Source organism: Streptomyces sp. NPDC001348 (assembly GCF_053597535.1).
On record NZ_JBSFIK010000010.1, the window covers coordinates 141,962 to 165,559 of the forward strand.

The window sequence follows — 23,598 nt, forward strand, 5'->3', positions numbered from 1 at the left end:
GGGGACTTCGCCCTTCTCCCCGGTTCGCGGGGCCTGCTGCGAGGCTCAGCCCATCTCCTCCAGCGCCTTGCCCTTCGTCTCCTTGACGAACTTCAGGACGAACGGGATGGAGAGCGCGGCGCAGACCGTGTAGATCACGTAGGTCACGGAGAGGTTCCAGTCGGCCAGCGACGGGAAGCTCGCGGTGATGGCCCAGTTGGCGATCCACTGCGCGGCGGCGGCCACGCCCAGGGCGGCGGCGCGGATCTTGTTCGGGAACATCTCGCCGAGCATGACCCAGACGACCACACCCCAGGAGAGGGCGAAGAAGAGGACGAAGACGTGCGCGGCGATCAGGGCGGTCCAGCCCTGGGTGGCGGGCAGCTTGCCGTCGACGAGGTCGAAGGAGAAGGCCCAGGCCTCCAGGGCGAGACCGACGACCATGCCGACCGAGCCGATGATCGCGAGCGGCTTGCGGCCCACCCGGTCCACGAAGATCATCGCGATCACGGTGCCGAGGATGTTGATGATCGAGGTCGTGAAGGAGTAGAAGAACGAGTCCGTCGGGTCGACGCCGACCGACTGCCACAGCGTCGAGGAGTAGTAGAACGCGACGTTGATGCCGACGAACTGCTGGAAGACCGACAGGCCGATGCCGACCCAGACGATCGGCTTGAAGAAGAAGCCGCCGCCGAGCAGGTCGCGGAAGCTGGACTTCTCCTCGCGCTTCATGGCGGTCTCGATCTCGTGCACGCGGGCGTCCAGGTTCGCGCTGTCGCCCTCGACCTCGTTGAGGATCTCCCGGGCGCGCTCGTGCTTGCCGACGGAGATCAGGAAGCGCGGGGACTCGGGGATCGCGAAGGAGAGCAGTCCGTAGAGGACGGCGGGGACGACCATGACGCCGAGCATGACCTGCCAGGCCTCCAGGCCCATCAGCTTGCCGCGCTGGTCGCCGCCGGCGGCGTTGAGCAGGCCCCAGTTGACCAGCTGCGAGATGGCGATGCCGACGACGATCGCGGCCTGCTGGAAGGAGCCGAGACGGCCGCGGTAGGCGGGCGGGGCGACCTCGGCGATGTAGGCGGGGCCGATGACGGAGGCCATGCCGATGGCGAAGCCGCCGACGACGCGCCAGAGGGCGAGGTCCCACAGCGCGAAGGGCAGTGCGGAGCCGACGGCGCTGACGGTGAACAGGACCGCCGCGATCTGCATGCAGCGGATGCGGCCGATCCGGTCGGCTATGCGGCCGGCGGTCGCGGCGCCGACGGCACAGCCGATCAGGGCGATGGCGATGACCTGGGCCAGGGCTGCGGAGCCTACGTGGTAGCGGTCCCGGATGGCCTCGACGGCGCCGTTGATCACGGAGCTGTCGTAGCCGAAGAGGAAGCCGCCCATCGCGGCCGCCGCCGCGATGAAGATGACGTGCCCGAGATGTTCGGGGTGAGCCGTCCTGGCTCCTGACTTGTGTGCCTGCGTTGTGCTGGTCACGCGTTCAACTCCTCGGGCCGCCGGCAACGCTGCCGGCGTGGGGGCGAGCCCTTCCGGTGAGACCTGAAGGTAAAAACAACGTTGCCGAGACTAAGCCTTCAAGTTCCGAAGTCAATAGGTTGAGTCATGTGAGCTTCGAGATACGGGAGGGTTGATTGTGTTCATTTCTTGAAGGACGCGTGGCGCCGGAGTGACCGGGTGATCGCGGCACCCGGCTGGCCGGGGTGCCCGCTACCGAAGGCGCTGCGAGATGACCTTGGACACGCCGTCGCCCTGCATGGAGACGCCGTACAGCGCGTCGGCGACCTCCATCGTGCGCTTCTGGTGCGTGATGACGATCAGCTGCGAGGCCTCCTGCAGCTCCTGCATGATCCGGATCAGCCGCTGCAGGTTGGTGTCGTCGAGGGCCGCCTCCACCTCGTCCATGACGTAGAACGGGCTGGGCCGCGCCTTGAAGATCGACACGAGGAGCGCCACGGCGGTCAGCGAGCGTTCGCCACCGGACAGCAGCGACAGCCGTTTGACCTTCTTGCCCGGCGGACGCGCCTCGACGTCCACGCCCGTGGTGAGCATGTTGTCGGGGTCGGTCAGCACCAGGCGCCCCTCACCGCCCGGGAAGAGCCGGCCGAAGACGCCCTCGAACTCGCGGGCCGTGTCCCGGTAGGCCTCCGTGAACACCTGCTCGACCCGCTCGTCGACCTCCTTGACCACCTGCAGCAGGTCGGCGCGGGTCTTCTTCAGGTCCTCGAGCTGCTCGCTGAGGAACTTGTGCCGTTCCTCCAGCGCCGCGAACTCCTCCAGGGCCAGCGGGTTGACCTTGCCGAGCTGCTGGTAGGCCCGCTCGGCGGACTTGAGCCGCTTCTCCTGCTCGGCGCGTACGTACGGCCTCGGCTGGTTGCGCGGGTGTTCCGGATCCTCCGGCAGCTGCTCGCCCTCGGCGGGGGGCGAGGGCGGCACCGGCTGCTGCGGGCCGTACTCGGCCACGAGCCCCGCCGGTTCCACACCGAGTTCCTCCAGCGCCTTGGTCTCCAGCTGCTCGATGCGCAGCCGCTTCTCTGCTCCTAGTACCTCGCCTCGGTGAACTGAATCCGTCAACTTGTCAAGCTCGGCCTTGAGGTCCCGTCCCGCGCCCCGGGCGGCCGCCAGTTCCTGCTCGCGGCGGGCCTTCGCGGCCTCGGCCGCGACGCGCTCCCGTTCGGCGCGGCCCACCGACACCTCCACGTGGGCGAGCAGTTGGCGGGCGCCGACGGCGACGGCCTCCGCCACGGCGGCCTCGTGCCGCAGCCGGGCCCGCCGCTGCTCGGCACGCGCGCGTGCCTCACGCTCGGCGCGGGCGGCCCGGTCCAGCGAGTCGGCACGTCCGGCGAGGCCCTTCACCCGTTCCTCGTGGGTACGGGCCTGGAGCCGGGCCTCCATCTCGGTCTGGCGGGCGTTGGCGCCGTCGGCGGCGAGGCGGTCCCGTACCGAGGTGTCCGGCTCCTCCTCGACCGGCATCTCCTCGGCGACGGCGAGCCGCTCGGCGAGTTCCTCGGCCTCCTGGACGGCCTTGTCCAGTGCCTCCTGCGCTCGGGCCGCCGCCGCGGTGGACCGCTCGGCCTCCCCGGCGGCGCCGCGGGCCTGGCCGGCCAGGCGCCCGAGCTGCTGTGCGACGGCGGACTTCTCCCGGTCGCCCGCCCGGCGCCGCTCCCCCAGTTCCTCCACGAGTGCGGCGCACTCCGCCCGCCGCCCGGCCGCCGCCCGCTGCGCCTCGGCCAGCTCCTCGCAGCGCACCGCCAGCTCCTCCAGCTCGGCGGTGGCCTCGTCGACGGAGGCCTGTACCTCCAGGAGGCTCGGCGCACCGGCGGACCCGCCCTGCGCGAAGTGCGCGCCCAGGAGATCGCCTTCGGCGGTCACGGCGGTGAGGTGGGGGCGGGCGTGGACCAGGTCCTCGGCGTCCTCGAGGGTGTCCACGACGACGATGCCGCGCAGCAGCCGGCGCACGGCGGGCATGAGCTCGTCGGGCCCCCGGACCAGGTCGGCGGCGGAGGGCGGACCGGCGGAGCCCCCGTCCGCCCGCGCGGTGACGGCCCCGGCGCCAGGACCGTCACCGCGCGTGCCGTCCGGCCCGCTTCCCGGGCCGGCGGACACGGCGAGCCCTTCCCCCGGCCGGCCCGGGACGTCGGGGCGCTCGGCCGGTGACGGGGTGCCGGCACCGCGGTCGTCGGCGGTCTCCGGGGCTCCCGCCAGGAGCAGGGTCGCTCGCCCCGCGTCCTGTTTGCGCAGGAGGCGGATCGCGTCGGCGGCGGCGGACGGGGTGGTCACGGCGAGGGCGTCGGCGGCGGCGCCGAAGGCCGCGGCGAGCGGGACCTCGTACCCCGGTGTCACCGTCAGCAGTTCAGCCGCCGGGCCGAGCAGACCCGTGAGCCGGTCCTTCGCCCCCAGGAGCGCCCCGGTACCGTCCTTGCGGCGCAGGCCGAGCGCCAGCGCATCCCGGCGGGCCTGCGTCGCGGCGCGACTGCGCTCCGCCGCGGTGGCCGCCTCCCGGGCGGCGGACAGGGCGGCCTCCGCCTGTGCCAGCTGCCGCTTCGCCGCCTCGTGCCGTTCGGCCAGTTCCGCGTCCCCGGCGTCGAGGCCGTCGACCTCGGCCTTGAGTGCCTCGTACTCCTCCTGCGCGCGGACCGCCCGTTCCCGGGCCTCGTCCCGGGCGGCGGCCAGCCGGTCGATCTCGGCCTGCGCGGAGGCGGCGCGCGAACGGGCGGCGTTGACCTGGCCGCTGAGCCGTGCCAGGCCTTCGCGGCGGTCGGCGATGGCACGGGCGACGTCCTTCAGGCGGCGTTCCTCGACGGCGAGCTCGCGCTCCAGGTCGGCCCGGTGCGCGACGGTGTCGTCCAGGGCGCGCTGGGCGGCCTCCAGGGCCGCCTCCAGCTCGGCCTCCTGTTCACGGATCCGGGCGGCCTCGCGCTCCATGTCCTCGGGGTCCCGGCCGCGCCGTTCCTCGGGCGGGGCCGAGGTGGCGCTCTTCACCCGGGCGTCGGCCAGCGAGATCGTGCCGCGCACCCGTTCGGCGAGCTGGGAGAGCTCGTACCAGGTCTGCTGGGCGCGCTGGAGGCGCGGCGTGAGCCGGCGCACCTCGTCCTCCAGCAGGGCCTCGCGCTGCAGGGCCTTCTTCAGTTCCCGCTCCGCGGCCTCCTTGCGCTCCTTCAGCGCCGCCTCGTCGGCGATCTCGGCCTGCAGCGCCCCCCGCAGCCGTACGAGGTCGTCGGCGAGCAGCCGCAGACGGGCGTCGCGCAGGTCCGCCTGGATGACCGCGGCCCTGCGTGCCACCGCCGCCTGGCGGCCCAGCGGCTTGAGCTGGCGGCGCAGCTCGTCGGTCAGGTCCTGCACGCGCGCGAGGTTGGCCTGCATCGCGTCCAGCTTCCGCAGCGCCTTCTCCTTGCGCTTGCGGTGCTTGAGGACTCCGGCGGCCTCCTCGATGAAGGCGCGGCGGCCCATCGGGTCGGCGTGCAGGACGGAGTCGAGCTGCCCCTGGCCGACGATGACGTGCATCTCGCGGCCGATGCCGGAGTCGGACAGCAGTTCCTGGATGTCGAGGAGGCGGCAGGTGTCGCCGTTGATCTGGTACTCGCTGCCGCCGTTGCGGAACATGATCCGCGTGATGGTGACCTCGGCGTACTCGATGGGCAGCGCGCCGTCGGAGTTGTCGATGGTCAGGGACACCTCGGCGCGGCCGAGCGGCGGACGGCCGGTGGTGCCGGCGAAGATGACGTCCTCCATCTTGCCGCCGCGCAGCGACTTGGCGCCCTGCTCCCCCATGACCCAGCTGAGGGCGTCCACCACGTTGGACTTGCCCGAGCCGTTCGGACCGACGACGCACGTGATCCCCGGTTCGAACCGGAGTGTGGTAGCCGAGGCGAACGACTTGAACCCGCGGAGGGTCAGGGCCTTGAGGTGCACGCCGCCGGACTTTACCCTTCCGTCCCTATCTCACTCTACGAACATCGGCAACCGCACGGTTTCGCGCATGAACATGCAGGGCACATCAGACGTTGAAGAGGGTGAAAGGATGCGCGGGGGAAAGAAAGAAGGGACGCCGAAGCGTCCCTTGCAAATCTGACGACCGGTCTTCGGTCGTCTGACAACTGAGCGGTTGATACGGGCAGCCCAACCACTGCGTGTGCTGTCGTGGAGCGATGCAGCGATCAGGTGAGCGCAGGCTCCGCCTGGTGTGCGTCGATGCTCTCCATGATCCTGTCGTGAGAAGCGGCAGCCGAAAGCGCGTCGTTCTCCGCCTGGATCCGTACGAGCTCGGATTCCAGGTCCTGTACGCGCTGCTGGAGCCGTCGCATCTCGGCGAGGAGTCGAGGGTCGGAGCCGCCGACGTAACCGAGAAGCGCCTTTGCCATGATGGATGGTCCTCCACACTGAGTGACCGACCGAAGCGGTGGTGGGTCGTGAGGGATTCGCACCCGGGGTGCTTGGCACACTCGAGTGTTGCTCTGCTATTGCTACATGCCAAACAGCTAAGGTGCGCGGGGCTTTCAGCGTCTCACCAAAAAGTTTGACGGTCAACACGATCACGCCCCGGATTGGCGGGCAACCCGGTGGTGCGCGGCCGGAAAGCGGCGGCGCTGCGACTGACACGGGGCCCTCAGGGCGTGGCGATCATCTTTACGTGCGGAGCCTGCCACTGCAAGCGGTTCTTGGCAACAACCAGGCCATTCCTGCTCGGGGCAGTTGCCGGTGGCATGCCTCTCCGCTTCCGCCCGGGTGACCTGCCGGTACGGGCTCAGCGGATGGCGAAGCCGTCGTAGCCGCCCCGGGGTGTGTCCCAGATCTCGGTGACACCGTTGACGAGCCCGGGCGTGTCGCCGCCCTGGAGCCACTTCAGCAACCCGTCGCACGCCTCGCGCGACCCCTCGGCCACCACCTGGACCCGGCCGTCGGCCAAATTGAGAGCAAAACCACTCAGTCCGCCGATCTCGAGCGCCTTGGCCCGCGTGAACCAGCGGAATCCCACGCCCTGCACGCGTCCACGCACCCAGGCGACCAGCCGTACATCCTCGCTCATGGGTGCAACCTAACCGGCCAATGTCTCTTGGGACACTTCGCCCTCCCACGGCATGAGGTACCGTCCCCACCCAATGAATCTCATATGAAACTCACTCGATCGAGTGAGTTCGGTTGACCCGCAAGATCGTATGAGAGGGGTTGACCGCGAGGGACGAGGAAGGCCAGGACATGGGACGCCACCGACGCTCCGCCGCCGGCACGGGCGGCCACGACCCGCAGGACTCGTACGCCGGTGACCGCGCCACCCTGGGCATCGCGCCCTACCTGAACCCGGAGGCGTACACCGGCGCCCACGAGAAGTCCGAGGCGTACCTGTACGCCACGGACGACGCCTACGCCCGGTCCACCGGTACGGCCGCCTTCCCCGAGGGCGGCTTCGACCCCTCCGGCGAGGCGCCCCGCGGCCGTCGCCGGAAGAAGAAGCCGACGGCGGTGCGCACGGGTCTGCTCGGGGTGTCCGCGGCGGTCGCGCTCGGCACGGTGGCGGTGGCCACCGGCGCGGTTCCCGGCCTCGACAACTACCGGCTCGGCGGCACCACCAGCAGCGGCGGCGACAAGGTGCAGGCCGCGGGCACGCCCAGCAACACGGCGAGCGAGCAGGGCGGCACCTCCGGCAGCGCCACCGCGAGCCGCGGCAGCGGGACCTCGACCAGCCGTGACACCGACCGCCCGGCCGCTCCGGCGAGCCCGTCCGCCTCGGCCCCCGCCTCCCCCTCCGCATCCGCGTCGCAGTCCCCCGTGCCGACCAGGACACCCTCGAAGCGCCCGACGGCGAAGGTCCCCGCCCAGCCGAGGACCACGCCGAGCCGTCCGGCAAGCAAGGCACCGGTCAAGACGTCGGCGCCGGTGACGGTGTCGGCGGAGGCCGCCGCCGAGGCGGAGGTGCTGAAGCTGGTGAACGAGGAGCGGGCCAAGGTCGGCTGCAGCGCCCTGTCGGCGAACAGCTCGCTGACCAAGCTGGCCGAGGGCTTCAGCTCCGACATGGCCGCGCGCGGCTTCTTCGACCACACCGACCCCGACGGCGCGACCCCGTGGGACCGCGCCGCCAAGGCGGGCATAAGCGGCCTCGGCGGCGAGAACATAGCCCGGGGCCAGGCGGACGCCGCCTCCGTGATGGAGGCGTGGATGAACAGCCCGGGCCACCGGGCCAACATCCTGAACTGCGACTTCAAGACCCTGGGGGTCGGTGTGCACTACGGGTCCGGCGGTCCCTGGTGGACGCAGGACTTCGGCTACTAGGAGCACCCGAGCCACTCACCTTGAGCCACTTACCTCCGGTTAGTGCAACCTGCTGGTTAGCGCTTCCTTCGAGTACGCTTGGGGGATGACCGTCACGCACGAGAACCAGGGGAGTACGGAGGCGCAGGACCTCCCGTACAACGTGTTCGCGAAGGCCTGCCCGTCGCGGGGCACCCTGGAGCACGTCACCGGCCGCTGGGGGGCGCTCACCCTCGGCGCGCTGCACGAGGGTTCCCTGCGCTTCAACGAACTGCGCCGCCGCGTCGACGGCGTGAGCGAGAAGATGCTCTCCCAGACCCTGCAGGCGCTGGAGCGCGACGGCCTGGTGCACCGCGAGGCGCAGCCGACGAATCCGCCGCGGGTGGACTACGAGCTGACCCCGCTGGGCCGCGAGGTCGCGACCCGCCTGCTGGGCCTGATCCACTGCGTGGAGGGCCGGATGGACGAGGTGCTGGCCGCCCGCGAGCGCTACGACGCCAGGCGCGGCGCCCGCTGACACTTCGGGCAGAAGTAGCTGGAGCGGTTCATCCAGGGCCGGCGGCGCATGGGCGTACCGCAACGTCGGCAGGGCAGGCCCTCCCGGCCGTACGCGTCCAGTGAGCGGTCGAAGTATCCGGACTCGCCGTTGACGTTGACGTAGAGACTGTCGAAGCTGGTGCCGCCCACCGCGAGGGCCTCGTTCATCACGTCCCGGATGTGGCCGAGGAGTTCGGTGGTGCGGGGGCGGGTGAAGGTGCCGGTGGGACGGTCGTAGTGCAGACGGGAGCGCCACAGGGCCTCGTCCGCGTAGATGTTGCCGACGCCGCTGATCAGCGACTGGTCCAGCAGGGCCCGCTTGATGGTGGTCCGCTTGCGCCGCAGCGCGAGGTGGAAGGCCTCGTCGTCGAACAGCGGGTCGAGGGGGTCGCGGGCGATGTGCGCGATGACGTCGGGCAGGCCGTCCGGGGTGGTGTCGTGCAGCGACAGGCCGCCGAAGGTGCGCTGGTCGACGAAGCGGAGTTCGGTGCCGCCCGCGGCGGAAGCCGCTGATGTCAGCGTGTCGGCGAAGCGGATACGGATCCTGAGGTGCTTCTCGTCCGGCGCGTCGGACGGCTGCACCAGCAGCTGCCCGCTCATCCCCAGGTGGGCGAGCACCGCCTGCGGGGTGTCCTCGAGCGGCAGCCACAGGTACTTGCCCCGGCGGCTGGGCGTGCCCACGCGATGCCCCTTGAGCCGGTGCGCGAAGTCGTCCGCACCGGCCTGGTGACGGCGTACCGCACGGGGGTGCAGCACCTCGGTGTCGGCGACGGCCCGGTGGGCGACCCACCGTTCCAGGCCGCGTCGTACTACCTCGACCTCGGGCAACTCGGGCATCGGGACCCCTGGGACGAAATCCGGTGGACGATCCGAGCGCCCGCCCCTGAGCTGGGGCGGGCGCTCGGCTCTTACAGCGTGTCAGGCGGAGGTGGAGGCTTCGTCGCCGGCGCCCGCGTCGATGTCGACCGCGTCGGCCGTCGCCTTGGCGCGCTCGTCCGCCGCGGCCCGGATGGACCGCCAGGCGGACTCGGCGGCCTGCTGTTCCGCCTCCTTCTTGCTGCGGCCGGTGCCGGTGCCGTACGAGACGCCTCCGACGCGGGCGGCAGCAGTGAAGGTCTTCTCGTGGTCGGGGCCGGTCTCCGTGACCAGGTACTCGGGCACGCCGAGCCCCTCCGTCGCGGTGAGCTCCTGGAGACTGGTCTTCCAGTCCAGGCCGGCTCCGAGGTTGGAGGACTTCTCGATCAGCGGGTCGAAGAGCCGGTGCACCAGCTCGGACGCCGAGTCGAGGCCCTGGTCGAGATAGACCGCGCCGATCACCGCTTCCAGGGTGTCGGCGAGGATGGACGCCTTGTCCCGGCCGCCCGTGCCCTCTTCACCGCGGCCGAGCCGGATGAAGGAGCCCAGTTCGAGGCCGCGGCCCACCTCCGCGAGCGCACGAGAGTTCACCACGGCGGCCCGGAGCTTGGCCAGCTGGCCCTCGGGCAGATCCGGGTGGGTGCGGTACAGCGTGTCCGTGACGACGAGACCGAGCACGGAGTCCCCGAGGAACTCCAGCCGCTCGTTCGTCGGCAGACCGCCGTTCTCGTACGCGTAGGAACGGTGGGTCAGCGCACGCACCAGAAGGGCGGACTCGAGCTTGTAGCCGAGCCGCCCTTCCAGAAGCGTGTGGGACGAGGCCGTGTTGTCCGCTGAGTTCTTCTTCGGCGTGGACACAGTGCCTCTCACCAGCCGCTCAGACCTCGAGGACCTGACGCTTGTTGTAGGTGCCGCAAGACGGGCACGCGATGTGCTGCTGCTTGGGCTCGTGGCAGCGCTCGCACGCAACCAGGGTGGGGACCGCAGCCTTCCACTGCGACCGGCGGTGGCGCGTGTTGCTGCGCGACATCTTCCGCTTCGGAACAGCCACGGCTACTTCTCCTGCTTCTCGTCGACGCCCGCTTCCGCGTCAGCGCCGCTCATCTCGTCCTTCTCGCCGTCCTTCATGGTGCCGGCGAGTCCCTGCAAAGCCGCCCAACGGATGTCGACGGCGTCGTGATGGTGGTCCGGGTCGTCCGCGAGCCGCGCTCCGCACTCGGAGCACAGGCCCGGGCAGTCTTCCCGGCACACCGGCTGCATCGGCAGTGCGAGCACCACCGCATCCCGCAGCAGAGGTTCGAGGTCGAAGAGTCCGTCCTCGAGGAAGAACCTGTCCTCGTCGTCCTCGGCGTCGTCGCCCGGTTCCGCGGTCACGCGGCCCCGGTCGTCGGCGTCAGGGTACGAGAACAGTTCCTGGAAGTCCGCTTCGAGCTCCAGCTCGACCGGCTCCAGACACCTTACGCACTCCCCCTCGGCCGCCGCACGGGCGGTGCCCGTGACGAGCACCCCTTCCATGACCGACTCGAGCCGGAGATCGAGCTCCACCGGGGCGCCTTCCGGCACTCCGATGACTCCCTGGATACCGAGGTCCTTGGGAGCGTCGATCGTGCGGGTCAGGCGCTGCAGCGCACCGGGACGCCGCCCCAGCTCGTGTGTGTCGAACACAAGAGGGTTGCGGTGGTCGAGGCGCGCGTTGGAAGCCATTCCTGCTTTCGATCTTCGAGCTCAGAGGGACGCCACCCTCGGCGTACCGGGGCAGCGCTGATCGCGGACGTACACGCGACCGAAGAGCCAGGATACTGGACCTTTCGCTCACGGCCCAATCGGGGCCGTCGCCAGGGTCTGACCGGCGGATCAGGCCGCAGGAAAGAGGCGGTGCCCCATCGACGCCGACGAGCGGGGCGAATGGGGGTGCCCCCGCGCGAGCTCGGTTCGAGCGTGGGGGAGCGTCCAGCCGCAAGGCGGAGGGGGGCGCCGACGCGATGGGGGTCCCCCGCTCGAGCGCAGTCGAGAGTGGGGGAGTCGGCAACCGACGACAACGCCGGTGGGGGCACCACCCGCTCGAGCGAAGCCGAGAGTGGGGGAAGGGCGCGCCCAGCCCCGCGTCTGCGACATGATCCGCCGGACAGCCCCTAAAGGCCGCGCTCCTGTTCGTACGCCCGCAACTGCTCGGCGCTGATCATGCTGGTGTCGAAGAGACTGGTCTCGTCGAGGGCGTACCCCTGCTGGGGCTCCTGGGCCTGCTGGGCCTGGTGCTCCTGCTGGGCCTGGTGAGCCTGCTGGGCCTGCTGGGCCTGGTTCGGATCGTAGGCCGCCTGCTGGTCGTAGCCCCCCTGGAAGGGGGCACCTCCCGCCGGAGCGTAGCCGGAGGTGGGGGAATAGGGGTCGGCCTGCTGGTAGCCGTACGGGTCCTGGTGACCGTAGCCGTGCTGCTGCGGGAAGCCGCCGTAGGGGTCGGGCTGCTGGTAGCCATAGGCCGGCTGCTGGTCGTACTGCGGCTGCTGCTGGGGCTGCGCGGGCTGTTCGGGGCGGGCGTCCTGCTGGGCGAGGGCCGCGAGGTCGGCGAGGTAGTCGGCGTCGCTGGAGTGCTGCAGGGTGGTGGAGTCGTCGGCGAGGGCGCCGAGGTCGTCGGTGGCGATCCGGCCGTGCAGCTTCTGACGGCCCCGGCCGACGGCCTCCAGGGTCTTGGCGAGGACCGCCTCGAAGGCGCCGAGCTTGACGTCCACGTAGGCGTCCGCGTCGCGGCGCAGCGTCTCCGGGTCGTGGCTGCGCTCGGGGGCGTCCTCGTCCTCGTAGCCGTGCTCGTCGAGACCGGGGCCGGTGCCCAGCAGCTTCTCGCGGCCGCGGCCGACCGAGCCGAGGGTCTTGGTCAGCACGACCTCGAAGTTGGCGAGCTTGGAGTCGACGTACTCGTCGGCCTCGGCCCGGATCTCCTCGGCCTCCTTGCGGGCCTCGGCCAGGATCCGGTCGGCCTCGGCCTGGGAGCGGCGGGCCACCTCGGTGTCGGAGATCAGCGAGCCGCGCTCGGCGTGCGCGCTCTCGATGATCCGCTCGGCCTCCAGACGGGCCTGCTCGACCATCTGCTCGCGGCCCCCGATCAGCTCCTGGGCCTGCGCGAGCGAGCCGGGCAGGGCCTCGCGCACCTCTTCGAGCATCGCGAGCAGATCGGCGCGGTTGACCACGCACGAGGCCGACATCGGCATGGACCGGGCGCTGGAGACCGCGGTGACGATCTCGTCGAGCTTCTTCTGGACGTCCACCTGTGCTCGCCACTCTCTACAGCTGTGTTGGAGACGGACGGGACGACTGTACGGCCCCGGGACGGGGGTCCGACACCGGGTGACGGCCCGTCAGCCGGTCAGTCCCTCCTGAGGCGCTTGCCGAGGGCGTCGAGCACCTGCGGCGGCACCAGGTGGGAGACGTCACCGCCCCAGGTCGCGACCTCCTTGACCAGGGAGGAGGAGAGGAAGCTGTACGTGGGGTTGGTCGGCACGAAGAGCGTCTCGACGCCCGAGAGGCCGTTGTTCATCTGGGCCATCTGCAGCTCGTAGTCGAAGTCGCTGACGGCGCGCAGGCCCTTGACGATGGCGGGGATGTCCCGCTGCTTGCAGTAGTCGACGAGGAGGCCGTGGAAGGCCTCGATCCGCACGTTCTCGTACTCGGCGGTGACCTGGCGGATCAGGTCGATCCGCTCGTCGATCTCGAACAGGCCCTTCTTGGACTTGTTGATCATCACCGCGACGTAGACCTCGTCGTAGAGGCGGGAGGCGCGGGAGATGATGTCGAGGTGTCCGTTGGTGATCGGGTCGAACGACCCGGGACAGACGGCGCGGCGCACTGGTGGTCCCTCGCTCTCCGGTCCGGTCATCGTGCGTCTTCGCACGTAGAGGCGGCGCGACCGTACCAAAACGTTCCCTCGCCGTAACGACGGGCCCGGACCGCCTCGAAGCCGTCCGGCCAGTGGAATTCGCCGCCTCTGGTGCTGCGCTCCACGGTGACGAGGGCTTCCGCCGCGAGCCACCCCTGCGTGCGGAGTGTGAGCAGAATCTCGCGAAGATCGTCGTCGGAGACGGCGTACGGCGGATCCAGGAAGACGAGGTCGTACGGCTCCGCCGGCGCCGCCGACCGGATGACCTGCTCGGCCTTGCCCGCGCGGACCTCGGCACCGGGAAGGCCGAGGTTCTTCACGTTGTCCCGGACCGTGCGGGCCGCCCGCGCGTCGGACTCGACGAGGAGGGTGTGGCTCGCTCCCCGGGAGAGGGCCTCCAGGCCGACGGCGCCGGACCCGGCGTACAGGTCGAGGACACGTTCGCCGTCCAGGGGGCCGCCGAGCAGGGACTGCCAGGTGGAGAAGAGGCCCTCGCGTGCTCGGTCCGATGTGGGGCGGGTGCCGTTTCCCGGCGGGACGGCCAGGCGGCGTCCGCCGGCTGCGCCGGCGATCACGCGGGTCATCTCGGGTCCTTGTCGGTGTGCGCGAATGGTGGCCGCTCCCAGTCTGTCAGCCCTTCTCCAGGTACTGCTCCCGCTCCTCGTCCAGCAGGGCGTCCAGGGCGGTGCGCAGCTCCGGCAGCCGCTCCAGCTCCGGGTCGGCCGCGACGACCGCCGCCGCCTCCTGTCTCGCCTCCGCGATGATCTCCTCGTCGTCGATGACGGCCAGCACGCGCAGGGACGTGCGGGCGCCCGACTGGGCCTGGCCCAGGACGTCGCCCTCACGGCGCTGTTCCAGGTCGAGACGGGAGAGTTCGAAGCCGTCCAGCGTCGACGCCACCGCGCCCAGCCGCCGGCGGGCGTCGGTCGCCTCCGGCATCTCGGTGACCAGCAGGCACAGTCCGGGCGCGGAGCCACGGCCGACGCGGCCGCGCAGCTGGTGGAGCTGGGACACGCCGAACCGGTCCGCGTCCATGATCACCATGGCGGTGGCGTTCGGGACGTTGACGCCGACCTCGATGACGGTGGTGGCGACCAGCACGTCGGTCTCCCCGGCGGCGAACCGGCGCATCACCGCGTCCTTGTCGTCGGGGTGCATACGGCCGTGCAGGACCTCGACCCGCAGGCCCTGCAGAGGGCCCTTGGCCAGTTGCTCGGCCACGTCGAGGACGGCCAGCGGGGGCCGCTTCTCGGCCTCGTCCTCCGCGGACTTCTTCTTGCCGGCCTTCTTGGGATCGTCCTCCTCGTCACCGATGCGCGGGCAGACGACGTACGCCTGGTGGCCGGCCGCCACCTCCTCGCGCACCCGCTCCCAGGCCCGGGCCAGGAAGTGCGGCTTGTCGGCGGCCGGGACGACGTGGCTGGCGATCGGCGAGCGGCCGGCCGGGAGCTGGTCGAGGACGGAGGTCTCCAGGTCGCCGAAGACGGTCATGGCGACCGTCCGCGGGATCGGTGTGGCGGTCATGACCAGCAGGTGCGGGGGCTGCTTCCCCTTGCCGCGCAGCGCGTCGCGCTGTTCGACGCCGAAGCGGTGCTGTTCGTCGACCACGACCAGTCCGAGGTCGTGGAACTGCACCTTGTCCTCGATCAGCGCGTGTGTGCCGATCACGATCCCGGCCTCGCCGGTGGCGAGGTCGAGCAGTGCCTGACGGCGGGCGGCGGCGCCCATCGAGCCGGTGAGCAGCACCACCTTGGTGGCGTGCTCGGCGCCGCCCAGCATGCCCCCTTCGGCGAGCTCGCCCATCATCTCGGTGACCGAACGGTGGTGCTGCTGGGCGAGCACCTCGGTGGGCGCGAGCATGGCGGCCTGGCCGCCGGCGTCGACGACGGCGAGCATGGCGCGCAGGGCGACCATCGTGTTGTGGGTGACGGTGAAGTTGTCGGTGACGTATGCATGGCTCGGGTGAGCCACGCTGATGCACTGGACGGGCATTCGGCCCACATACTCGACGGCGCGGATCCCACGTCGAAATGTGTTGTACTTCCGGCGGGCCTGCACGCGTTGGGCCTTGCGTGTCAACCTGAACGGGGCGTACTCGTCCGGCAAGGCCAGCGAGACATTGAACGCGGTCTTCTTCGGCAGCACTCGTGCCCGGCCGCCGAGCGAGCGCACCAGCCAAGCCACGTCGTCGGCGAGCTTTCGTGAGGCTGAACAAAACGAGATGCTCATACCGTCTGCTTGGACGGTGCCGTCGGTGTCCAGCAGTCCCTGAAGCAGCGCAAGACGATTCTTGATCGCAGTGTTCTTGAAAGCATCGGGGACGAACTTCCCGTGCGACGTCACCCCCCAAAGGCCAAGATCACGCAGAGTCTGGATCACGGGATTCCGTACACCACCGACTCGATGTGCCAGCTGAATCGTGAAGTCGCATCGGGAACCCTTCTTGCGGACCAGGTGGCACTGCGGCGCCACAGCTGACGCCGCGGCATCACGGATCTCTTCGTCGATGGTCGAAAGACAGAGGGGGTGCCGGAATGAGCCGTCGCCCAGGAGGAGACCGAAGAGATAGGGATCGAGGGGAAGGCCCGAGTCGTCTCCCAGGTCGACCGGGGCAGCCGCCGGGATATACCACTTCGAACTTCCGTTCGCTTTGTGGGCATCCAGACGGATTTGCCGCGTCGTCATGACCTTGGGGGGCTGGCCACGGTGCCACCCACAACTCGTGCCGACAATCCACAGGTGCTCGTCGTCACATTCGACGGAGCTTCCGTCGGAGAGAATCAAGCGCCAGACATCACGCTCCCCCTGCGGAAAGACTCCATCGATCAGCGTGATCTCTCCCCCGGGCGTGACTACTTCATCCCCGATCCTCATGTCACCCATGCGACGGAAGCCTGTGGGAGTCAGCACAAGCGAGTCGAGCGGCTGGGCTTTGCCCGAACCCACCTCACCCTGGAGCAGCCGGTGCATCGGGTGCTCGGTGGCGAGGTCGCCGAAGATGTCCCGGGAGACCTTCTGCTGGCCCTCGGTCAGGGTGAAGGGCAGCCGGTCGTCGAAGGCCGCCAGCAGGCCGTCGGGGAGCGGCTTGCGGGCGACCGCCGGGAGCTGGGCGTCGGCGTACCGGCGGCGGGCCAGGGCGACCTGGAGGACGAAGGCCTCGTCCCACTTGAGGCGGGCCCGGGCGTCGGCGATGTCGGCCTTGGTGTGCGGGCGGTGGATCTTGAGGAGTGCCTCGGGGAGGGACACCAGGCCGCGCCCCTCGCGCAGGGAGGCCGGGAGCGGGTCCACCGCCTCCTGCGCGGTGGGGAGCACCGTCTGGACGGCCTTGCCGATCTTCCAGGACTCCAGCTTGGCCGTGGCCGGATAGAGGGGGATGAGGGCCCCGGCCCATGTCTCGACGGTCTCGTCGCTGTCGCCGCCCCTGAGCAACTCGTACGCGGGGTGTGCGAGTTGGAGCCGACGGTTGAACAGGGACACCTTGCCCGCGAAGAGTGCGCGCGTGCCCGGGAGCAGTTCCTTGTGGGGCTTGTGCACGCCGTTGCCGAAGAACACCAGTTGGAGCCGGCCGCTGCCGTCGGTGATCGTCACCTCCAGGCGCTGTCCCTTGCCGCGCGGCGCCTTGGCGGAGGCGAAGCTGTGCAGACGGGCGTCGGCGACCTGGGCGACCACGGTGACGTGCTCGTCCATGGGGAGGTCGGCGAGGTGGGTGAGCTGGCCGCGCTCCTCGTATCTGCGCGGGTAGTGGTGCAGCAGGTCGCCGACGGTGCGCAGGCCGAGGTGCTCGGCCATCACCTTCGCGGTGGCGGGGCCGAGCACTGACTTCAGCGGCTGTTTCAGTGGTTCTTCCAGTGCGGGCACGACACCCATTGCACAACACGGCACCGACAATGCCGTATACGTGTCGGGAAAGTCCTGGTCAGACGGGCTGTTCGCGCTCTAGGATGGCGCGCTCCGGCCATCCCCCGCGGCCACCTCCCCAACAAGGGGCCGCCCGACCCCGCGCTGTCGCGAAGTCCCCCCACCGGCGGCGCTGCGACGATGGACTCCCAGACCTCACAGTCATCCCAGGCATCACAGTCACCTCATACGTTCCAGGTCGACCTGCGTGGTCTGGTGGACCTGCTCTCCCATCACCTCTACTCCAGTCCCAAGGTCTACCTGCGCGAGCTGCTGCAGAACGCGGTGGACGCGATCACCGCCCGGCGTGCCGAGCAGCCGGACGCACCGGCGCGGGTGCGGCTGTACGTGGGCGCGGCGGACGCGGGAGACCCGGCAGGGACCGCCGCGCTGCGGGTGGAGGACACCGGCGTCGGGCTCACCGAGTCGGACGTGCACAGCCTGCTGGCGACCATCGGCCGCAGCTCCAAGCGCGCCGAGGGGTTGCAGGAGGTCCGCTCCGACTTCCTGGGCCAGTTCGGTATCGGCCTGCTGGCCTGTTTCGTGGTCGCCGAGCGCATCCGGGTGGTGAGCCGCAGCGCCCGTGAGCCCGCCGCTCCGCCGGTGGAGTGGACGGCGAGCGACGACGGCTCCTACACCGTGCGGACGCTGCCCGACGAGGCCCGGCCGGAACCGGGCACGACCGTGCACCTGGTGGCGCGGGCCGGCGCCGGCGAGTGGCTGACCGGGCAGCGGGTGCTCGCGCTGGCCCGGGACTTCGGCTCCCTGCTGCCCTACGACGTGCGGGTGGGCGAGGAGACGGTCACGGACCTGCCCGCGCCCTGGGACCGCCCCTACCCCTCCCCCGCGACCCGCCGCGTGGCCCTGGCCCGGCACTGCCACGAGACCTTCGGCTTCACCCCGCTGGACTCGATCGAACTGAACGTGCCGCTGGCCGGGATCCGCGGGGTGGCGTACGTCCTGCCCGCCGCGGTCAGCCCGGCCCAGCGGGCCACGCACCGCGTGCACCTGAAGGGCATGCTGCTGACCGAGCGGGCCGAACAGCTGCTGCCGGACTGGGCGTTCTTCGTGCGCTGCGTCCTGGACACCGACAGCCTGAGGCCCACGGCCTCGCGCGAGTCGCTGTACGAGGACGAGACGCTGGCCGCCGTACGGGAGGCACTCGGCGAGCGGATCCGGTCCTGGCTGACCGGCCTGGCGGCGGGTGATCCGGAGCGGCTGGCGGCCTTCCTGTCGGTGCACCACCTCGGGGTGAAGTCCCTCGCCCGGCACGACAGGGACATGCTGCGCACGATGCTGCCGTGGCTGCCGTTCGAGACGACCGACGGGCAGCTGTCCCTGGAGGAGTTCGCGCTGCGCCACCCGGTGGTGCACTTCACCCGAACGGTGGAGGAGTACCGCCAGGTCGCCCCGATCGCCTCCGCACAGGGCGTCGGGGTGGTCAACGGCGGCTACACCTACGACAGCGAGCTGGTCGAGGCGCTGCCGTCGGTGCGCCCCGGGACGGTCGTCGCCGAACTGGACGCGGACACCGTGACCGCCCACCTGGACGCGGTCGACGCGGCGGAGGAACTGGCCCTGGCCGGTTTCCTGGCGGCGGCGCGGGCGAAGCTCGACCCGCTGGGCTGTGACGTGGTCCTGCGCGCCTTCCACCCCCTCTCGGTGCCCGCGCTGCACCTGGACGACCGGGCGGCCCGGCACGAGCAGGCCCGCGCGGAGGCCGAGGCACAGGCGGACGACCTGTGGGCGGGCATCCTCGGTTCGCTGCGCGGCAGCACGCCACGCGCGCGTCTGGTGCTCAACCACCTCAACCCGCTGATCCGCCGGATCGCTGCCCTGCGGGATCCCGAGCTGATCGGCACCGCGACCGAGTCGCTCTACGGACAGGCGCTGCTGATGGCGCAGCGCCCGCTCAGGCCCGCGGACTCCGCGCTGCTCAACCGCTCGTTCATCGGCCTGCTGGAATGGGCCACGCACGGGGGGTCCGGGCACGGTGGCTCCGCGAACGGTGGCTCCGCGAACGGGGAATCGAACGGGGAGGACGGACACCGATGACCGGGATCACGGACTTCGACGCGCTGCGCCGGGCGATGGCGGAGAACTCCGAGCAGCCGGAGGGCCCGGCCCGCAACGCGCGCGCGGAGCAGCTGCTCGCCGAGGCGGAGAGGCTGGACATCCCGCTCGCGGTGATCGAGGCGCTCGGACACCAGCTGAAGGTCTACAACTACAGCTCCGAGAAGGACAAGATGTTCGTCCCGTTCGCGCGGCTGCTGCGCATGTGGGACGAACGCCCGGGGGACTTCGACGAGTACGAGACGCATTCCCTGCACTGGGTCTTCAAGTGGGTGTCGGCCGGCATGCTGGACCAGCCGCACGTGCCGCTGGCCTCCATCGAGAAGTGGCTCGCCGAGATGGAGCACCGCTACCGGCTGGCCGGACACTCCGAACGGGCCGTGCGCAGCGCCGAGTACAGCGTGGCCGCGCACACCGGCGACCTGGACCGCGCCGAGCGGGCGTACACGGCCTGGCTGGCCGCCGACCGGGACCGGATGGCGGACTGCCACGCCTGCGAGCTGCACGGCCAGGGCACGTGGCACGTCAAGCGCGGCCGGGACGCGGAGGCCCTCGAGCTGTGGCGGCCGGTCCTGGAGGGCGAGTACAGCTGCGCCCACGAGCCGCACAGCGTCCTCGCCTCCTCCCTGGCGCCGCTGCTCAGGCTGGGCCGCGTGGAGGAGGCCCGCGCCCACCATCTGCGCGGCTTCCGGCTGGTGCGGCCGATGGAGAGCATGCGCGGCGCGTACGCGGACCATGTGGAGTTCTGCGCGCTCACCGGTAACGAGGCGCGCGGCCTGGAGCTGCTCGCCGAACGGCCGGCCTACTTCACGGACACCGGGCATCCGCGCAGCCGCCTGGACTTCATGGCCGTGGTGGCGCTGCTCATGGACCGCCTGACCGGCCTCGGGCTGGGCGAGCAGCGGGTGCCGGGGCCGGCGGGGCAGGCGTGGACCGCGCGGGAACTCGCGGCCCACGCGCGCGCCGAGGCCCTCGAGCTGGCCGGGCGGTTCGACCGGCGCAACGGCACCTCGTACATAGGCGACGGGGCACGCGCGCGTATGGCGCAGCGCCCGCTGGTGGAGCGGTTGCCGCTCGGGGTGCGCACGGCGGCCGGGCCAGCCGCCACCGCCCGTCCGGCGGCTCCGGTTCCGCCCCTCGCGCCCGCGGGCCCGGACACGGACACGGGCCCGGACGAGCCGGATCTGCCGGTGCTGCTGGCCGAGGCCCGGCGGCTGTCGGACGGCCTCCGGCCGCACGCCCTCGAGGCGTGGGCGGCGGTCGCCCGGGCCGCGGACGGCGTCGAGCTGGACGCGCGGGACCGCGCGGAGATCGTCGAGCACCAGGCGATGGGCCGGGGCCCGGAGGGGGCCGAACTGTTCGAGCGGGCCGCCGAGCTGTACGCGGAAGCGGGCGATCCCGGGGAGTCGTTGGCGGCACGCGCGCGTGCGGCTTACGTACGGGCCCTGTCGGGCCGGGTCGACGAGGCGCTCGTGGCGGTCGCCGGGCCCTACGACGGGATCCTCGCCCTCTACGCCGAGGAGGCCACCGGAGTGCGGCAGGCGGCCTCCGTGCTGATGAGCCGGGCGCGGATCCTGATGCGCCGTGTGCACGAGGGGACGCAGGGCGCCCTGCCCGACGCCGAGCAGGCGATCCGGGAACTGCTGGCGCTCGTCGACGGGCACGTCGGGGACGACCTACGGCTGGTGTCCCGGACCGCCGAGGCGCGGGCGATGCTCGCCGAGGCCGCGGAGCACTCCGGGGACGCCGGGAAGGCGGCGGAGCTGTTCGGGCGGGCCGCCGCGGAGTTCGTCGCGGCGGGGCTGCCGTGGTTCGCGGTGGAGTACGAGGTCCGGGTCGCCGCCCTCGCCCACGAGCGGGGCGACATGGCCGAGGCCGAGCGGGCACTGCGGGCGGCCCTGGACCACGGCGGGCCGTACGTGGAGGCGGTCGGACGGGCCCAGCTGCACCTCCAGCTCGCGGAGGTGGTCGGCGGCCGGGGTGACACGCGAGACGCCGCGGAACACGCCCTGCAGGCCGCGCACTGGGCCGACGAGGCGGGCGAGGCCGCCACCCTCGGCGCCTGGGCACGCCACCAGCTGGGCGGCTTGCTGCTGCGGCAGGGCCGGTACGCGGAGGCCGCCGAGGTGCTGGAGTCGGCGCTGCCCGACCTGACCGCCGACACGCACGGCGACGGAGCGATCGTGCAGACGCGGTGGTGGCTCGGGGACTGCCTCGGCGAGCTCGGCGAGCACCGGACGGCGGCCGAGCACCGGCTGCAGGCCGCCGAGATCGCCCGGCAATGGCCCGAGCAGCAGGACCACGCCACGCTCGCCCACCTGGCCGGCGAGTCCCTCGGGCAGGCCGGACTGCCCGCCGACGCGGACCGGGCCTACGCGCGCGCGGGCGACCTGTGGCGCTCCCTGGGCAACGTCCACGGTCTGGTGCGCAGTCTGCGTGCCCGCGCCTGGCTGGCGCTGCGCACGGAGGCGGGCCTCGAAGCGGCGCGGGAGCTGATGGCGGAGGCGGTCCGGGAGTGCGCTGCGGCACTCGAGGGGTCGGACGACCCGGAGGAGCGGGAACGGCTCGCCGCCGAACTCGGTCACACCCACCGGCAGTACGGCGACCTGCTGGCCCGCTCGGTGTCCGAGGACGCCGAGGACACCGCGATCCGGGCCGCGTTCGAGGACGCGCTGACCCAGATGACGCGGGCCGTCGCGGCGTTCGCCTCGATCGGCGCGGGCGCCCTGCACAGCCGTACCGCCGCCGAGCTGGCCGCGGGCTGGCTGGAGGCCGACCTGAGCCGCCCCGCCGAGGCGGCCGCACGCGCGCGTGCGGTGCTGGCGGCCTACGACGGGACGGGCGGCGCGGACGACACCGCCCAGGCCCGGCGGGCCGAGGCGGAGCAGCTGCTGGGCACCCTCCCGGCGGATCCCCGGCCGCACGGCGAGGGGCCGCTCACTCCACCCCGATGAGCAGCAGCGCTCCCTGGTGACCGCCCCGGTACACCACCGTGTCGACGGCGAGGTAGGACTCGCGTACGCGTGCCTCCAGGTGCCCGGCGACGGACTCGGGTGCCTCGTCGCCGAGGACGAGGGTGACCAGTTCGCCGCCGGCCTGGAGCATGCGGTCCAGGACCGTCTCGGCGGTGGCGGTGACGTCCGAACCGATCACCGCCACATCGCCGTCGACGAGCCCCAGCACGTCTCCGGCCTGGCAGATGCCGGCCATCGTCCACGACTCGTGCTCGGCGACGACGACCTCGGCGTACCGGGTGGCGCCCGCCGCCGAGGTCATCTGGACCACGTCCTCGTCGAACCGGCGGTCCGGCGCGTGCACGGCCAGCGCGGCGATCCCCTGGACCGCCGAGCGGGTCGGGATGAGGGCGACGCGGACCCCCTCCGTGCGGACCTGCTCGGCCGCCGCGGCCGCCGTGTCCCGCAGCTCCGCGTCGTTGGGCAGCAGCACGACCTCGCGCGCGTGGGCGCGGCGCACCGCCTGGACGATCTCCCCGCTGGCGGGCGGCTCCCCGGGGCGGGCGAGCACGGTGGTCGCGCCGGCCTCGGCGTACAGCCCGGCCAGGCCCTCGCCGGGCACGACGGCCACCACCGCACGCTGGGCCCGTTCCCTGGGCGGCGGCTCGGCCCCGGTGTGCACGTCCCCCAGTCCGAAGTGGGTGATCCGGATGCGGTGCGGCCGCCCGGCCTCGACGCCGGCCTCCACGGCGGCGCCCGCGTCGTCGACGTGCACGTGCACGTTCCACAGCCCGTCGCCGCCGACGACGACGAGGGAGTCCCCGAGCCGGTCGAGCCGCTCGCGCAGCCGCGCCACGGCGTCGTCCGCGGCCTCCAGCAGGTAGATCACCTCGAAGGCGGGTCCGCCCGCCGCGGCGCACTCCTCCGTCCCCACCAGCTCGACGTGCCCGTGCTCCACGGGCACGTGCGGCTCGTACGCCGCCACCGCCGCGGGGGTCTCCCCCGTGAACGTCTCCACCAGCGTTCCGAGCACCGCCACCAGCCCCCGCCCGCCGGCGTCGACCACTCCGGCCCGCCGCAGCACTCCGAGCTGTCCGCGCGTCGCCGCCAGGGCCGCGCAGGCCCCCTTGTAGGCCGCCTGTGCCACGCTCGCGCAGTCGCCGCCGGCCCCGTCGGCCGCGTCGGCGGCGGCCGTGGCGACCGTGAGGACCGTGCCCTCCACGGGGTGGGCGACGGCCTGGCGGGCGGAGTCGGCCGCGCGCCGCAGGGCCAGCCGCAGCGCACGTCCGTCGGCGTGAGACTCCTCACCCTCGGCGGCGAGCACCTGCGCCATACCGCGCAGCAGCTGCGCGAGGATCGTCCCGGAGTTGCCCCGCGCCCCGATGAGCGCCCCGTGCGCCATGGCGTGCATGGCGTCGGCCGTGGACGGACCGGAACCGTCCGCACCGCCCCCCGGGGGGCGTCCCGGCCCCGCCGCGTGCCCGGCGAAGACGGCCTCCACCGCCGCCACCGCCGACTCCAGGGTCAGGTACAGGTTCGTACCGGTGTCCCCGTCCGCCACCGGGTACACGTTGATCGCGTCGATCTCCTCACGCGAGCGCCCCAGCGCCCGGAGCGCGAGAGAGCACCAGGTGCGCACCGCGAGAGCATCGAAGAATGTCTGCGGCACCTGCGCCACCTGCG

General features: G+C 71.9%; 17 protein-coding genes. 4 read left to right on the forward strand and 13 right to left on the reverse strand.

The annotated features are described in order from the left end of the window. Positions 1–45: 45 nt before the first annotated feature. The 4 genes from ACWC21_RS13765 to ACWC21_RS13780 all read right to left on the reverse strand — a co-directional run bounded on the left by ACWC21_RS13765 (position 46) and on the right by ACWC21_RS13780 (position 6,511). The gene (locus ACWC21_RS13765) at positions 46–1,464 is read right to left on the reverse strand and encodes a sugar porter family MFS transporter (RefSeq protein WP_450881304.1); all 1,419 of its coding nucleotides are present in this window, start codon (positions 1,462–1,464) and stop codon (positions 46–48) included. 231 nt (positions 1,465–1,695) lie between these two features. Next, the gene (locus tag ACWC21_RS13770; RefSeq protein ID WP_450881306.1) at positions 1,696–5,397 is read right to left on the reverse strand and encodes an AAA family ATPase; all 3,702 of its coding nucleotides are present in this window, start codon (positions 5,395–5,397) and stop codon (positions 1,696–1,698) included. Between the two features lie 245 nt (positions 5,398–5,642). After that, positions 5,643–5,846: a hypothetical protein gene (locus ACWC21_RS13775; RefSeq protein ID WP_388796615.1), complete on the reverse strand. Its 204-nt coding sequence runs from the start codon at positions 5,844–5,846 to the stop codon at positions 5,643–5,645. 383 nt (positions 5,847–6,229) lie between these two features. Continuing rightward, complete coding sequence (locus tag ACWC21_RS13780; RefSeq protein WP_450881308.1) at positions 6,230–6,511, reverse strand: acylphosphatase; 282 nt, start codon at positions 6,509–6,511, stop codon at positions 6,230–6,232. Between the two features lie 170 nt (positions 6,512–6,681). Here ACWC21_RS13780 and ACWC21_RS13785 point away from each other — a divergent pair, with 170 nt between their 5' ends. Both ACWC21_RS13785 and ACWC21_RS13790 read left to right on the forward strand, forming a co-directional pair. Next, on the forward strand, positions 6,682–7,752 hold the full coding sequence (locus tag ACWC21_RS13785; protein ID WP_450881310.1) for a CAP domain-containing protein: 1,071 nt from the start codon (positions 6,682–6,684) through the stop codon (positions 7,750–7,752). An 85-nt stretch (positions 7,753–7,837) separates the two neighbouring features. Further along, positions 7,838–8,248, forward strand: coding sequence for a winged helix-turn-helix transcriptional regulator (locus ACWC21_RS13790; protein WP_450881312.1), 411 nt, complete (start codon positions 7,838–7,840; stop codon positions 8,246–8,248). Here the strand turns inward: ACWC21_RS13790 and mutM are convergent. The 8 genes from mutM to ACWC21_RS13830 form a co-directional block, all read right to left on the reverse strand. Beyond that, positions 8,221–9,105, reverse strand: a complete 885-nt coding sequence (gene mutM, locus ACWC21_RS13795) for a bifunctional DNA-formamidopyrimidine glycosylase/DNA-(apurinic or apyrimidinic site) lyase (protein ID WP_450881314.1) — start codon at positions 9,103–9,105, stop codon at positions 8,221–8,223. The genes ACWC21_RS13790 and mutM overlap by 28 nt on opposite strands. A gap of 81 nt (positions 9,106–9,186) precedes the next feature. Then, entirely contained in the window at positions 9,187–9,993 is an 807-nt protein-coding gene (rnc, locus tag ACWC21_RS13800; RefSeq protein ID WP_450881316.1) for a ribonuclease III, read from the reverse strand. Between the two features lie 7 nt (positions 9,994–10,000). After that, positions 10,001–10,174: a 50S ribosomal protein L32 gene (gene rpmF / locus ACWC21_RS13805; protein ID WP_003951102.1), complete on the reverse strand. Its 174-nt coding sequence runs from the start codon at positions 10,172–10,174 to the stop codon at positions 10,001–10,003. 2 nt (positions 10,175–10,176) lie between these two features. Continuing rightward, the gene (locus ACWC21_RS13810; protein WP_450881318.1) at positions 10,177–10,827 is read right to left on the reverse strand and encodes a YceD family protein; all 651 of its coding nucleotides are present in this window, start codon (positions 10,825–10,827) and stop codon (positions 10,177–10,179) included. 428 nt (positions 10,828–11,255) lie between these two features. Then, the gene (locus ACWC21_RS13815) at positions 11,256–12,383 is read right to left on the reverse strand and encodes an ATP synthase F0 subunit B (protein WP_450881320.1); all 1,128 of its coding nucleotides are present in this window, start codon (positions 12,381–12,383) and stop codon (positions 11,256–11,258) included. Between the two features lie 98 nt (positions 12,384–12,481). After that, a complete protein-coding gene (coaD, locus tag ACWC21_RS13820; protein WP_450881412.1) occupies positions 12,482–12,961 on the reverse strand; it encodes a pantetheine-phosphate adenylyltransferase in 480 nt (159 codons plus the stop codon). Positions 12,962–12,987: 26 nt separating this feature from the next. Beyond that, on the reverse strand, positions 12,988–13,575 hold the full coding sequence (gene rsmD / locus ACWC21_RS13825; RefSeq protein ID WP_450881322.1) for a 16S rRNA (guanine(966)-N(2))-methyltransferase RsmD: 588 nt from the start codon (positions 13,573–13,575) through the stop codon (positions 12,988–12,990). A 46-nt stretch (positions 13,576–13,621) separates the two neighbouring features. Then, entirely contained in the window at positions 13,622–16,858 is a 3,237-nt protein-coding gene (locus ACWC21_RS13830) for a helicase-related protein (RefSeq protein WP_450881324.1), read from the reverse strand. Positions 16,859–17,029: 171 nt separating this feature from the next. On the opposite strand from ACWC21_RS13830, the gene ACWC21_RS13835 reads away from it, so the two are divergent. Together ACWC21_RS13835 and ACWC21_RS13840 are read left to right on the forward strand one after the other, a co-directional pair. Further along, the gene (locus tag ACWC21_RS13835; RefSeq protein ID WP_450881326.1) at positions 17,030–18,943 is read left to right on the forward strand and encodes an HSP90 family protein; all 1,914 of its coding nucleotides are present in this window, start codon (positions 17,030–17,032) and stop codon (positions 18,941–18,943) included. Then, entirely contained in the window at positions 18,940–21,915 is a 2,976-nt protein-coding gene (locus tag ACWC21_RS13840; RefSeq protein ID WP_450881328.1) for a tetratricopeptide repeat protein, read from the forward strand. Before ACWC21_RS13835 ends, ACWC21_RS13840 begins: the two co-directional genes overlap by 4 nt. On the opposite strand, the gene ACWC21_RS13845 is transcribed toward ACWC21_RS13840, so the two are convergent. After that, positions 21,899–23,593 (reverse strand): DAK2 domain-containing protein, encoded by a 1,695-nt coding sequence (locus ACWC21_RS13845; protein WP_450881330.1) that lies wholly within the window; start codon positions 23,591–23,593, stop codon positions 21,899–21,901. The genes ACWC21_RS13840 and ACWC21_RS13845 overlap by 17 nt on opposite strands. Positions 23,594–23,598: the final 5 nt, after the last annotated feature.

Bases quoted from the DNA above. Each gene is read 5' to 3' on its own strand.
- ACWC21_RS13780 (WP_450881308.1), bottom strand. From the start codon at position 6,511: ATGAGCGAGGATGTACGGCTGGTCGCCTGGGTGCGTGGACGCGTGCAG.
- ACWC21_RS13790 (WP_450881312.1), top strand. From the start codon at position 7,838: ATGACCGTCACGCACGAGAACCAGGGGAGTACGGAGGCGCAGGACCTC.
- ACWC21_RS13785 (WP_450881310.1), top strand. From the start codon at position 6,682: ATGGGACGCCACCGACGCTCCGCCGCCGGCACGGGCGGCCACGACCCG.
- ACWC21_RS13830 (WP_450881324.1), bottom strand. From the start codon at position 16,858: ATGGGTGTCGTGCCCGCACTGGAAGAACCACTGAAACAGCCGCTGAAG.
- ACWC21_RS13835 (WP_450881326.1), top strand. From the start codon at position 17,030: ATGGACTCCCAGACCTCACAGTCATCCCAGGCATCACAGTCACCTCAT.
- ACWC21_RS13840 (WP_450881328.1), top strand. From the start codon at position 18,940: ATGACCGGGATCACGGACTTCGACGCGCTGCGCCGGGCGATGGCGGAG.
- ACWC21_RS13775 (WP_388796615.1), bottom strand. From the start codon at position 5,846: ATGGCAAAGGCGCTTCTCGGTTACGTCGGCGGCTCCGACCCTCGACTC.
- rsmD (WP_450881322.1), bottom strand. From the start codon at position 13,575: ATGACCCGCGTGATCGCCGGCGCAGCCGGCGGACGCCGCCTGGCCGTC.
- ACWC21_RS13810 (WP_450881318.1), bottom strand. From the start codon at position 10,827: ATGGCTTCCAACGCGCGCCTCGACCACCGCAACCCTCTTGTGTTCGAC.
- mutM (WP_450881314.1), bottom strand. From the start codon at position 9,105: ATGCCCGAGTTGCCCGAGGTCGAGGTAGTACGACGCGGCCTGGAACGG.